This is a genomic window from Buttiauxella agrestis ATCC 33320 (assembly GCF_000735355.1).
In the GTDB taxonomy this organism is placed as follows: Bacteria; Pseudomonadota; Gammaproteobacteria; order Enterobacterales; family Enterobacteriaceae; genus Buttiauxella; species Buttiauxella agrestis.
Window position 1 is genome coordinate 190,321 of record NZ_JMPI01000022.1, and the last position, 12,852, is coordinate 203,172.

Consider the following 12,852-nt stretch of genomic DNA (forward strand, 5'->3'; position numbering starts at 1 on the left):
TGTACCCTTTTGCGCTCAAACAGGAGAGAGAAACAATGGACTTACGATTACTACGCTATGGCCTGTTTGCCATAGTTCTGGGCGCTTTAGCAGGCTGTGATAACCCAACGGTCAAAGGTAATTCCGGTATGGTGCTGGAAGGCAAAACCATGGGCACCTACTGGCGTGCCAGTGTTGCGGGAGTGGACAACGCCCGTCAGACGGAACTGCGTGAAAAAATCCAGGCGCAGTTAGACGGTGATGACCGCCTATTGTCGACCTATAAAAAAGATTCTGCGCTCTCGCTTTTCAATCAGTCGGTATCAACCCAACCCTATCCGGTTGCCGAAGCGATGAGCGATATTGTGACCATGGCCTTGCGAATCGGGGCGAAAACGGACGGCGCGATGGACATTACCGTTGGGCCGCTGGTAAATCTGTGGGGATTTGGCCCGGATAAACAACCCGTCAAAACGCCGGATCAGGCACAAATTGACGCCGCCAGAGCGCTAACCGGTTTGCATCATCTGACGGTGATTAACCAGGCCGGGAATCAGTTCCTGCAAAAAGATCTGCCTGGCTTGTATGTGGATCTTTCCACGATGGGCGAAGGTTACGCGGCCGATCATCTGGCGCGTTTAATGGAACAAAACGGTATTAGCCGTTATCTGGTTTCCGTCGGTGGCGCCGTGGTAACGCGTGGCACTAACGCTGATGGCAAAGCCTGGCGAGTCGCTATCCAGAAACCTACCGACCGTGAAAACGCGGTACAGGCGGTGGTTGATCTCAATGGCCACGGAATCAGCACATCCGGAAGCTATCGCAATTATTACGAACTCGACGGCAAGCGCCTGTCGCACGTGATTGATCCCAAAACCGGCCAGCCAATTCAGCACAAACTCGTTTCGGCAACCGTGATTTCCCCGACCGCGATGGAGGCTGATGGATGGGACACCGGCCTGATGGTGCTCGGTACGGAAAAAGCGAAACAGGTCGCAGAAAAAGAGGGGCTGGCAGTCTATTTGATCACCAAAGAGGGCGATAGTTTTACTACGTGGATGTCGCCGCAGTTTAAAACCTTCTTACTCAGCGAGTAAAATTAGAAAGCAAGATTGCGGGTTTCTCAGCACACCTATGCTGTCAAAGTCATACCATGACAGCAAAAACAGGAGCCAGTCATGAAACAATTTTTTGACGAAGTCAGCGATGAAAGCCGCTGGCAGGCCGTGGAAACCCGCGATAATCGCGCCGATGAGCAGTTTGTTTTTGCCGTGAAAACGACAGGAATTTGCTGCCGCCCCTCTTGCAGCGCACGCCACCCATTACGCAAAAATGTCCTGTTCTTTGAAAATGTTGCCGCTGCAGTCGATGCTGGTTTTCGGCCATGCAAACGCTGCCAGCCTGATAAACCGGCGCCAGAGCAGCAGCGTATTGACCGTATCACTGAGGCTTGCCGAATTCTCGAAGCCAGCAGCGAGCCGATTGTGCTGGCTGAACTTGCGGTACGTGTGGCTATGAGCCCATTTCACTTTCACCGCCTTTTCAAACAGGTCACTGGCTTAACGCCCCACGCCTGGCAAAAAGCGCTTCGTGCCAAACGCCTGCGCGAGCAACTTAATGAAGGTGAAGGAGTGACTCGCGCTGTTTTCGAGGCGGGCTATCAGTCCGGGAGCAATTTTTATCAGCAGGCAAATGAGGTTCTCGGGATGACGGCAAAGCAATATCGTCGGGGGGGAGCGCGCGCTACCATTCAATTTGTGGTCGGTTCTTGCCGATTGGGCGAATTCCTGGTTGCCCAGAGTGAGCGCGGGATTTGCGCCATACTGTTAGGTAACGATGCACAAAGTTTGATTCACGAGCTGGAAACGTTGTTCCCGAATTCTTCACTTGATGTGGGCGATGAATCATTTGCCCGACGAGTGGCGCAGGTGGTGAGCGTGCTTGAACATCCGGGCCAGCAGGTTGCTTTACCGCTGGATATTCAGGGTACCGCATTTCAGCAACAAGTCTGGCAAGCCTTGCGTCAAATCCCGGCGGGGCAAACGGCGAGCTATAGCGATATCGCCCAGCGCATCGGTAAACCGCAGGCCGTTCGTGCCGTTGCGGGAGCATGCGCGGCCAACAAACTGGCGGTTGTTATTCCTTGCCATCGTGTAGTGCGTAACGACGGAGCGCTTTCCGGGTACCGTTGGGGTGTGGACCGTAAGCGTCAGTTACTTGAGATTGAAGCCAAACAGCGGGAGGAGTGATGCTTGATTTATTTGCCGATGAAGCGCCCTGGCAGGAGCCACTGGCGGAAGGGGCGGTGATTCTGCGCCGCTTTGCCTGTGCCGATGCGCGACAGCTTCTCGGGCAAATTTCTCTGTTGGCTGACCGTTCTCCGTTTCGCCAGATGGTCACACCCGGCGGATACACCATGTCCGTGGCGATGACCAACTGCGGTGATGTTGGCTGGACAACCGACAGCCACGGCTATCTCTATTCACCCATTGACCCACTCACTTCGCAGCCTTGGCCCGCAATGCCGACGATTTTTCGTGAGCTATCGGATGCCGCATCAAAAGCGGCTGGATATCCTGGCTTTGCGCCTGATGCCTGCCTGATTAACCGCTACGCCGTGGGGGCTAAACTTTCGTTGCATCAGGACAAAGACGAGCTGAACTTGCAACAGCCGATAGTCTCTGTCTCGCTTGGTCTCCCGGCTGTGTTTCAGTTTGGCGGCCTTAAACGCAATGACCCGCTTAAGCGTGTGATGCTCGAACACGGCGATGTAGTGGTGTGGGGCGGCGCTTCTCGCCTTTTTTACCACGGTATTTTGCCGCTTAAAACTGGCCAACACAGCGCAACTGGCGAGTTTCGTTACAACATTACTTTCCGCCATACCCGTTAACACGAATATTAATAAGAATTATTCTTGCTGTTGGATGCCAGCCGTTTAAACTGCTCGCTGTTTTCGTTTTACGGGTTGTGAGTAATGGAACTTTTGCGTGTGGTTTTCCGGCAGTACCGCTGGCCTTTCTTGATAGTCATGGCGCTGAGTTTGCTCAGCGCGGCGCTTGGTATTGGCTTAATTGCCTTTATCAACCAGCGCTTGATTGAAACGCCTGATATTTCCCTTTCGGTTTTGCCTGAATTTCTGGGTCTGTTACTGCTATTAATGGCGGTGACGTTAGGCTCACAATTAGCGCTGACCACACTCGGCCACCATTTCGTTTTCCGTCTGCGCAGCGAATTTATCAAACGCCTGATGGACACTCACGTTGAACGCGTTGAACAACTCGGTAATGCGGCGCTGCTCGCAGGTTTAACCAGCGATGTACGCAACATTACCATTGCTTTTGTACGCCTGCCGGAACTGGTTCAGGGGATTATTTTAACCTTCGGTTCAGCGGCTTATCTGGCGTGGCTGTCGCCAAAAATGCTCGGTGTCACGGCGATTTGGGTGGCGGTGACTATCTATGGCGGCTATGTACTGGTGGCGCGGGTTTACAAACACCTGGCGCAACTGCGTGAAATTGAAGACCAGCTTTATAACGATTATCAGACCGTTATTGAAGGACGCAAAGAACTGGCGTTAAACCGTGAGCGTGCGGAACGCGTCTATGAAGACACCTATATTCCTCATGCCAACGATTATCGCAGCCATATTATTCGCGCTGATACCTACCATCTGAGCGCGGTGAACTGGTCGAATATTATGATGCTCGGCGTGATTGGCCTGGTGTTCTGGATGGCAAACAGCCTCGGCTGGTCTGATACCAACGTGGCGGCAACATTCTCCCTGACGCTGCTTTTCTTACGCACGCCTATGCTTTCGGCGGTTGGCGCATTGCCAACATTATTAACGGCACAAGTCGCATTCAACAAACTCAACAAATTCCACCTGGCGCCTTACGATGCGGCATTCCCGCGCAGCAAAGAGCCGGTTCGCTGGCAAACGCTGGAAATGCGTGATGTGGTGTTCCAGTACGGCGACAATACTTTCTCTGTCGGGCCGCTGAACCTGAAAATTGAACGTGGCGAACTGCTGTTCCTGATTGGTGGCAATGGTAGCGGTAAATCCACCATGGCGATGCTGCTGACCGGACTTTACCAGCCGGTGTCTGGCGCAATCTATCTGGATGGGCAAAAGATTGATGCCAGCAATCAGGATGATTATCGCAAACTCTTTTCAGCGGTATTTACGGATGTGTGGCTATTTGACCGCCTGCTTGGCCCGCAGGGCGAACAGGCGAATCCTGAGCTGGTGGCGACCTGGCTTGAGCGCCTGCAAATGAGCCACAAGCTGGAATTGGATAACGGCACAATCCTTAATCTGAAACTCTCGAAAGGGCAGAAAAAACGCGTGGCGTTACTGCTGGCGTTAGCAGAAGAGCGTGACATCATTCTGCTCGATGAATGGGCCGCCGATCAGGATCCTCATTTCCGCCGCGAGTTCTACCAGACGCTGTTGCCACTTATGCAGCAAATGGGTAAAACCATTTTTGCTATCAGCCATGACGATCACTACTTTATCCATGCCGATCGTTTGCTGGAGATGCGCCAGGGTCAGTTGAGCGAGTTAACCGGTCACGATCGTGATAACGCTTCGCGAGATGCCGTCGCCCGAACCGGTAACTGATCTTTTCCAATGGGTGGATGACGCTATCGCATATCCACCCCACAACACCGAACCCGTAGGTCGGATAAGCGCAAGCGTCATCCGACAAAATCTGGTTATCTGTTCCCCGACAGGCTATAACTTAGCTCGTCGTTCACAGGGAAAACTGCCAGATGTCTGTCACTCCAAAGTACAGCACAAAACAGCGTGCGCAAGACCGAGCCAGAATCCTCCAGATTCTGTTAACCAATAAAGCCGTTGCTACCGGCATTCTCGATAAAATCCCACAGCCGGACGCTCATACCCCCGAGCAGGATATTGCCGAAATCGTGACCCTGGTGGCGCGATTGCCCGCCGCCGATCTCGCCGATGTGCTCGAAGCGTTACCGACGGAAGAGCGCCACGCATTGTGGAGCCTGGTGAAGGAAGAGAAGCGCGGCAAAGTGCTGATCGAAGCCTCGGAAACCGTCTGGGATGACCTGATTGAAGATATGAGCGACAAAGCGTTGCTCAATATTATTCGCCCGCTGGATATCGACGACCAAATTTACCTCGCGCAATATCTTCCCCGCGACTTGATGGGCCGCTTGCTGGCGACATTGCCGCAAGAACAGCGCACTCGCGTCAGACAAGTGCTGCATTACGAAAAGCACAGCGTCGGCGCAATTATGGATTTCGAAGTGATCACTGTACGGGCCGATGTCACGCTCGCCGTGGTGCAACGTTTTCTGCGTTTGCGTGGCAAAGTGCCGCAAAACACCGATAAAGTTTTCGTCACCACGCGGGATAAAACCTTGTTGGGCGAACTCGGTCTTACCACCATTTTGCTGCATGCGCCGCAAACGCTGGTGATTAACGTCATGGACGACAACCCGACCTGTTTTGCCCCGGAAGATAATGATGAAGTTGCGGCGCGAACGTTTGAGCGTGATGACTTAGTCAGTGCGGCGGTTATCGACAGCAGCGGCAAACTGATTGGTCGCCTGACCATCGACGAAATCGTCGATGTGGTTTATGAAGAAACCGATAACGATTTGCGCCGTATGGGTGGTTTGAGCGCCGAAGAAGATGTGTTTGCCCCCGTCAGCAAAGCGGTTAAAGCACGTTGGGCGTGGCTGGCGCTAAATTTGTGTACCGCCTTTGTCGCCTCACGCGTTATCGGCCTGTTTGAACATACCATTTCGCAACTGGTGGCGTTAGCGTCGTTGATGCCGATTGTTGCGGGAATTGGCGGTAACACGGGCAACCAGACCATCACCATGATTGTGCGTGCGCTGGCGCTCCAACACATTCAGCCGGGAAACTTCTCGTTTCTGGTGTTGCGCGAACTGGGCGTCGCCCTGATTAACGGCATTATCTGGGGCGGTGTGATGGGTGGCGTAACGTGGCTTCTCTATGACGATCTCGCATTGGGCGGGGTAATGACGCTGGCGATGATACTCAACCTGCTGGTGGCGTCACTGATGGGCGTGTTGATCCCCATTTTCATGATTCGGATGGGCAAAGACCCGGCAGTCGGTTCCAGCGTGATGATTACTGCGATTACCGACACCGGCGGTTTCTTTATTTTCCTCGGCCTCGCGACGATATTTTTGCTTTAGCCAGAGCGACTTGCATGCAGTTCGTGAATAAACTTTCCGCCAAATGTGCCGATAAGTTCTGTAATTTCTTTGCTTGCATCGTTATATTACACACTACATAACGAAACTCAGTGGAGTAAAACATGGCTAAGCAGTGGGTACGTCTCGCATTAGGCGCGGCATTGAGCGTCACATTGGTCGGGCAGGCATTTGCCGATAACAGCAAAATTACCGTCTTTGCAGCGGCGTCATTAACTAACGCGATGCAGGATATTGCCACGCAATATCAGAAAGGCACCACGGTTCAGATCGCGTCTTCTTTTGCTTCATCTTCAACGCTTGCGCGCCAGATTGAAGCCGGTGCTCCTGCGGATTTATTCATTTCTGCCGACCAGAAATGGATGGATTACGCCGTCAGCAAAGACGCGATTAAAACCGATTCTCGCGAAACGCTGCTCGGCAACAGCCTGGTAGTCGTTGCACCGAAAGCCAGCAAAATTGGCGATGTTGCTATTGACGCTAAAACTGACTGGGCTTCATTGCTCAACGGTGGCCGTCTGGCCGTTGGCGACCCGGACCACGTTCCAGCAGGCATTTATGCCAAAGAAGCGCTGCAAAAATTAGGCGCATGGGATACGCTCTCACCAAAATTAGCGCCGGCAGAAGATGTGCGTGGCGCACTGGCTTTGGTTGAACGTGATGAAGCGCCGATGGGTATCGTTTACGGTTCCGATGCGGTGGCGAGTAAAGGCGTGAAAGTGGTTGGCACATTCCCGGAGGTTTCCCACAAGAAAGTGGAATATCCGATTGCGATTGTGAAAGGCCACGATAACCCAACCGTTAGCGCGTTTTACACTTATCTGAAAGGACCGGAAGCGGCAGCTATCTTCCAACGTTACGGATTTACGACTAAGTAATGATATTGACCGATCCCGAATGGCAGGCGGTACTGCTGAGCCTGAAAGTCTCGACCCTTGCGGTGCTATTTAGCCTCCCTTTTGGGATCTTCTTTGCCTGGGTGCTGGTGCGTTGCCGGTTCCCCGGCAAAGCCCTGCTCGACAGCATCATCCATCTCCCATTAGTTCTCCCCCCTGTAGTCGTTGGTTATTTATTGCTGATTGCGATGGGCAGACGTGGCGTAATTGGTGCCTGGATTTACGACGTTTTTGGAATCACCTTTGCGTTTAGCTGGCGCGGCGCAGTATTGGCGGCGGCGGTGATGTCCTTCCCGCTGATGGTGCGAGCGATTCGCCTTGCGCTCGAAGGTGTGGATATGAAACTCGAACAGGCTGCACGCACGCTCGGTGCCGGGCGCTGGCGAGTGTTCTGCACCATCACCTTACCGCTCACGTTGCCGGGAATTATTGCCGGCACCGTACTGGCATTTGCCCGCTCGCTCGGTGAATTCGGCGCCACAATCACCTTCGTTTCCAATATTCCTGGCGAAACCCGCACCATTCCTTCGGCGATGTACACCCTGATTCAAACCCCTGGCGGCGAAAGTGCGGCAGCGCGTTTGTGCGTGATTTCCATTGTGCTGGCGTTGGCGTCTTTGCTGGTGGCGGAATGGCTGGCCCGCCAGAGCCGTAAACGGATAGGGGCACTCTGATGCTGGAGCTAAATTTCGTTCAGACGCTGGGAGAGCATCGTTTAGCCATAAATGAAACGTTGCCGGGGCAGGGGATTACTGCGGTATTTGGTGTTTCTGGTGCGGGTAAAACCTCGCTGATTAATGCCATTAGCGGCCTGACTCACCCGCAACAAGGGCGAATTGTCCTGAACGACCGCGTACTGAGCGATGCCGAGAATAAGCGTTTCCTGGCCCCTGAAAAACGCCGAATTGGCTATGTGTTTCAGGATGCGCGCCTGTTCCCACACTACCGCGTGCGCGGCAATCTAAAATACGGTATGCCGCGATCCGCTGCCGGGCAGTTCGATAAACTGGTGGCGCTGTTAGGTATTGAGCCGCTGTTAGAACGTTTCCCATGGAGTTTGTCCGGTGGGGAAAAACAGCGCGTGGCGATTGGTCGCGCTTTATTAACTTCGCCTGAACTGCTGCTGTTAGATGAACCGCTCGCCTCGCTGGATATCCCCCGCAAGCGCGAACTGCTGCCGTATCTGCAACGTCTGGCGCGGGAAATTAATATCCCGATGCTTTACGTCAGCCACTCGCTGGAAGAAATTCTGCATCTGGCGGATAAAGTGCTGGTGCTCGATGGCGGTGAAGTCAAAGCTTTTGGCAATCTGGAAGAGGTTTGGGGCAGCAGTGTGATGCATCCGTGGTTGCCTAAAGAGCAGCAAAGTAGCGTGCTGAAAGTGACGGTGCTCGAGCATCATCCACATTACGCCATGACGGCACTTGCGCTCGGCGATCAGCATTTATGGGTCAACAAACTCGATAAACCGTTGCAGGCGTCGTTGCGTATTCGCATTCAGGCATCAGACGTTTCGTTGATTCTCCAGCCGCCGGTCAACAGCAGTATTCGTAACGTGCTGCGTGCCAAAGTGGCTCAGTGTTATGACGATGAAGGGCAGGTAGAAGTGCAACTGGAAGTGGGTTCGCGAACGCTGTGGGCGCGGATTAGCCCGTGGGCAAGAGATGAGCTAATGATAAAACCGGGCCAGTGGTTGTACGCCCAAATCAAAAGCGTGTCGATAACGGCATAGCGGGATCGGTAGGGTGGATAAGCACAGCGTCATCCACCATTTTCACCGTTTTAAATCAAATGCTTATAAATCGTCTCAGCGATACCGGTTTCCAGATTGGTGCCAATCACCAAATCGGCACGTTCTTTAATGGCATCATCGGCATTACCCATCGCCACGCCAAGTCCGGCACTTTCCAGCATACTTAAATCGTTAAAGTTATCGCCGAAAGCCATCACATCGCTCATAGATAAGCCTTGCGATTCAACCCAGCGCGCCAGACGCATGCCTTTGCTGTTACCGCTTTGCGCAACATCAACCTGATCATGCCATGACCATTCGCACGCCAGTCCCAATTCATGTTCAACCACCCGGGTGAAGTTTTTCAGCTTCACGGTGTCTTCATCCGTCAGCGCAAACTTCCAGATAGACTCGACATCATGCGCCGCTTCACGCAGCGAGTTCACATGGCGGAACACCGGACGCTGGGATTCTGGCAGCGATTTCGCCCAGTTTTCGGTACGTAAAACGTGCCCGGTGGTTTCCTGATACAGCATTGCTTCATCGACATACATCAGCCCATGAACATTGTGGGCATCCAGTAAATCAAGCAGCTGGTTTGCTTGCGCGGGCTGCAACGGATCGGACTCAAGCACCTTTTTCGCATGATAATCATACAAATAAGTCCCATTACAGCAAATTGCAGGTGTTTCTAAAGCCAGTGCCTGATAAAAAGGATGAATGGCAACGTGATGACGTCCCGTCACAATGACAACTTTCACGCCAGCGTCACGTGCGCGTTGTAAAGCTGTCAGTGATTCAGGAAGAATAGTTTTTTGCGGCGTGAGTAACGTGCCGTCGAGATCAAGGGCGATTACGCGATAAGTCATTTAGGGTTCCAGTCAAATTCAGAATCATAAGGCCTGTGCCGATGTTACACCGCTTGCGGCGTTGTTCAAAATGACAACACGAGTCGGTAAAACGCACTACCCTTGTGACTATTACTCAAGACGTTGGGAGGAGAGAGATTTCATGAAACAAACAGTCTATACCGCCAGCCCGGAAAGCCAGCAAATTCACGTCTGGCAACTTAACCAAAATGGTGAACTGACTCTGGTGCAGGTTGTTGATGCCCCAGGCCAGGTTCAGCCAATGGTAATTAGCCCGGACAAACGTTACCTGTATGTGGGCGTGCGCCCTGAGTTTCGCGTTATTGCATACCGCATTACGCCGGATGACGGCACGCTAACGGAAGCGGGTGTGACGGCAATACCGGGAAGCCCAACGCATATCTCTACCGACCATCAGGGCCGTTTCCTGTTCAGCGCGTCTTATAATGCCGGAAGTGTCAGTGTTGTGAGTCTGGCTAACGACGGCCTGCCGGGTGATGTTGTGGATGTGGTTGAAGGCCTGGAAGGTTGCCATTCCGCTAACATTTCGCCTGATAACCGCACGCTATGGGTGCCTGCGCTCAAGCAAGACCGCATTTGCCAGTTCACCTTGTCTGACGACGGTCATCTGGTCGCTCAAACCCCAGCGGAAGTGACCACCGTTGAAGGGGCTGGCCCGCGCCATATGGCATTCCACCCGAATCAGCAATACGGTTACTGCGTCAACGAACTGAACGGCTCTGTAGATGTCTGGGAGCTGAAAAATGCTTACGGCAAAATTGAATGCGTGCAAACGCTGGATATCATGCCTCCAGGTTTCTCAGACACCCGTTGGGCGGCTGATATTCACATCACGCCGGATGGCCGCCATCTGTATACCTGCGACCGTACCGCCAGCATCATCACCGTATTTAGCGTCTCGGAAGACGGCAGCGTGCTTGCGGTGGAAGGCTACCAGCCAACGGAAAATCAACCACGCGGCTTTAACGTTGACCACAGTGGTAAATATCTGATTGCCGCAGGGCAGAAATCGCACCATATCGCGGTTTATCAGATCACCGGTGAGCAAGGTTTACTCGAAGAGAAAGGCCGTTATGCCGTAGGGCAAGGCCCGATGTGGGTTGTTGTTAACGCCCATTGATTTTTAAGCATAAAAAAACCTCGCCTGGGCGAGGTTTTTTGTTTTGTTGCGATGTAGGGTGGATAAGCGTAAGCGTCATCCACCGTTTCGACGCTGATTTTACTCAGTAACCACAGAACTACCTACACCGCGGTTGTTGAATTCCCACATGCGGTTCGCGTTGGCATCATTCAGATCTCGCTGAATTTCGCCTTTCTCGCCTTTGGTTCCGGTATTGCCGGTAAACGGACGCTTAGAACCTGCGGCATCACCCCACGGTTTCGCATTGTTGAAGCCTTCGTTAATCACGCTGTCACGGATAACAACCTGGCCGTTAGACGTCTGGCCTGCGCTGTAACCGTTTTCGCTCGCTTCAACATCCCAGGCGCGACCCAATTGTGCGGTGTTATCGCCAGCAGCGCTAAAGCGGCTGTTGATGGCCAGGAAACCGTAATAAATATTTGGCAGAGTGGCAGGTGCGAACACCGAACCTTCTGGAGTACGGCTATTGACCAGACGGAAATCAGTGTTATCAAACACCACCGCGCCACGGCCGGCCACCACATCCACATCACCCTCGATATAGCTGTTCGTCACCAGAGTACGCGGCTGGCGATCGGTCAACAGGCGGTTTTGTACATCGCTGTTGGTCACGAAGAAAGTATTCTGACGGCCCAGCAGGTGAACATTGTTCAACTGAACTTTATCGCCATCGGTACGCAGCGCCACTGCCTGATGATTAGACGCATCAACGCTGTCACCCAGGGTGTTGGCGATAGTCAGGTTTTGCATCTGCAAGCCATTGTTCTGTGACCACACTACTGCGGAACACATAATGCCAACGGTCGCGCTACGCTTGCTCTGGCAATTATCGAACATATACCAGGCTGGTTTACCCGGCATATATTTGCCTGATGGGTTAACCGCACGACGCCAGGTATTCACGTCAATTTCTGAGTCCAGAGGCATCGTGATTTTGACATCGCTTGCGTTATCGGTGGTGCCGTACAGCGTGACGCTACCGGAGCCTGCTGGCACATAAACCGTACCGGCATATTCGCCCGGCTGAATAGCAATGTACTGGCGCGCGTTGCTGTGCTTAATCATGGCTGCATCGACGGCGGCCTGAATCGAAGTATGCGTCACACCTTCGCCACCAGCGGCACCCACAACAAAGTCAGGTTGCGCAGGAATGCGAATAGAAGACGGTGTCCACGGGGCTTCATCTTTATTCTTAGACGAGAAGTAGCGCGCCTGAACAAAGTTCTGCGCTTCATCCCCAGAAAGAACCGGACGGGATTGGGTGCCAGGCGCCACTTGTGTTGAAGGGCGGTCTTCCGGAGGCGTTGAGCTACAGGCAGACAAAGCCATAGCAAAAGCGAGCACGGCTGCCCGACGAGTAACCGAAATTGTGTTCAAGGCTTGCTCCTTGCAGTGCAAATTAAAAAGAATGCAATTTTAAAAGGGGATCTGAAAGCCTGCTTTTTTATACTAAGTTGAGCAAAACAGGAAGCCGATTGTGCAAATCGGCTTCATAAAAAGTGGATTAACTGAACATCGCGGTAATCGAGGCACTGCCTAAAGAGTGGAAGTGAACGTTAAAACCGACCATCGCCCCTGATGCATTCTCATCAACTTCAAGGGTTTCAACATCAATGGCGTGAACGGTAAAGATATAGCGATGTGTCTCACCTTTTGGTGGTGCGGCACCGCCGTAGCCCGCTTGTCCGAAATCGGTTCGCGTCTGAACGGCGGGTTCTGGCAGGGCGGCTAACCCCGAACCCGCGCCTTGCGGCAATACGCGCGTATCGGCAGGTAAATTCGCCACAACCCAGTGCCACCAGCCGGAACCCGTCGGTGCGTCCGGGTCATAACAAGTCACGACAAAACTTTTGGTTCCCTCAGGAACATCATCCCAGGCCAGATGCGGCGAAAGGTTATCGCCTTCGTAACCCATGCCATTAAACACATGGCGGGCGGGCAATTTGTCACCTTCTTTAATATCCTGACTAATGAGTTTCATGACCGCTCCCTTTA

12 protein-coding genes are annotated in these 12,852 nt (G+C 53.0%); 9 read left to right on the top strand and 3 right to left on the bottom strand.

Features of this window, described 5'->3' with window-relative positions; all coding sequences use genetic code 11:
* The first annotated feature begins 35 nt into the window (after positions 1-35).
* The 8 genes from apbE (at position 36) to modC (ending at position 8,826) form a co-directional block, all read left to right on the top strand.
* A complete protein-coding gene (apbE, locus tag GBAG_RS05630; protein WP_034494100.1) occupies positions 36-1,076 on the top strand; it encodes an FAD:protein FMN transferase ApbE in 1,041 nt (346 codons plus the stop codon).
* A gap of 81 nt (positions 1,077-1,157) precedes the next feature.
* Positions 1,158-2,228: a bifunctional DNA-binding transcriptional regulator/O6-methylguanine-DNA methyltransferase Ada gene (ada, locus tag GBAG_RS05635; RefSeq protein ID WP_034494102.1), complete on the top strand. Its 1,071-nt coding sequence runs from the start codon at positions 1,158-1,160 to the stop codon at positions 2,226-2,228.
* Positions 2,228-2,869, top strand: a complete 642-nt coding sequence (gene alkB / locus GBAG_RS05640; protein WP_034494104.1) for a DNA oxidative demethylase AlkB — start codon at positions 2,228-2,230, stop codon at positions 2,867-2,869. The genes ada and alkB overlap by 1 nt, the downstream gene beginning before the upstream one ends.
* An 84-nt stretch (positions 2,870-2,953) precedes the next feature.
* Positions 2,954-4,600, top strand: coding sequence for a multidrug ABC transporter permease/ATP-binding protein (locus GBAG_RS05645; RefSeq protein ID WP_034494106.1), 1,647 nt, complete (start codon positions 2,954-2,956; stop codon positions 4,598-4,600).
* 152 nt (positions 4,601-4,752) lie between these two features.
* Positions 4,753-6,180 carry a magnesium transporter gene (gene mgtE / locus GBAG_RS05650; protein WP_034494107.1) on the top strand — a complete coding sequence of 476 codons (1,428 nt, stop codon included), beginning with the start codon at positions 4,753-4,755 and terminating at the stop codon, positions 6,178-6,180.
* A gap of 122 nt (positions 6,181-6,302) precedes the next feature.
* Positions 6,303-7,076: a molybdate ABC transporter substrate-binding protein gene (gene modA / locus GBAG_RS05655; protein ID WP_034494109.1), complete on the top strand. Its 774-nt coding sequence runs from the start codon at positions 6,303-6,305 to the stop codon at positions 7,074-7,076.
* The gene (gene modB / locus GBAG_RS05660; RefSeq protein WP_034494111.1) at positions 7,076-7,768 is read left to right on the top strand and encodes a molybdate ABC transporter permease subunit; all 693 of its coding nucleotides are present in this window, start codon (positions 7,076-7,078) and stop codon (positions 7,766-7,768) included. The genes modA and modB overlap by 1 nt, the downstream gene beginning before the upstream one ends.
* Positions 7,768-8,826: a molybdenum ABC transporter ATP-binding protein ModC gene (modC, locus tag GBAG_RS05665; RefSeq protein WP_034494112.1), complete on the top strand. Its 1,059-nt coding sequence runs from the start codon at positions 7,768-7,770 to the stop codon at positions 8,824-8,826. The genes modB and modC overlap by 1 nt, the downstream gene beginning before the upstream one ends.
* Positions 8,827-8,876: 50 nt before the next feature.
* Here the strand turns inward: modC and GBAG_RS05670 are convergent, their stop codons facing one another.
* Positions 8,877-9,695 carry a pyridoxal phosphatase gene (locus GBAG_RS05670; RefSeq protein WP_034494113.1) on the bottom strand — a complete coding sequence of 273 codons (819 nt, stop codon included), beginning with the start codon at positions 9,693-9,695 and terminating at the stop codon, positions 8,877-8,879.
* 142 nt (positions 9,696-9,837) lie between these two features.
* Here GBAG_RS05670 and pgl point away from each other — a divergent pair, with 142 nt between their 5' ends.
* Complete coding sequence (gene pgl / locus GBAG_RS05675; protein ID WP_034494114.1) at positions 9,838-10,836, top strand: 6-phosphogluconolactonase; 999 nt, start codon at positions 9,838-9,840, stop codon at positions 10,834-10,836.
* 99 nt (positions 10,837-10,935) lie between these two features.
* On the opposite strand, the gene GBAG_RS05680 is transcribed toward pgl, so the two are convergent.
* A complete protein-coding gene (locus tag GBAG_RS05680) occupies positions 10,936-12,234 on the bottom strand; it encodes a putative acyl-CoA thioester hydrolase (RefSeq protein WP_034494121.1) in 1,299 nt (432 codons plus the stop codon).
* Between the two features lie 127 nt (positions 12,235-12,361).
* Positions 12,362-12,838 carry a kinase inhibitor gene (locus GBAG_RS05685; protein ID WP_034494122.1) on the bottom strand — a complete coding sequence of 159 codons (477 nt, stop codon included), beginning with the start codon at positions 12,836-12,838 and terminating at the stop codon, positions 12,362-12,364.
* Between the last annotated feature and the right edge of the window lie 14 nt (positions 12,839-12,852).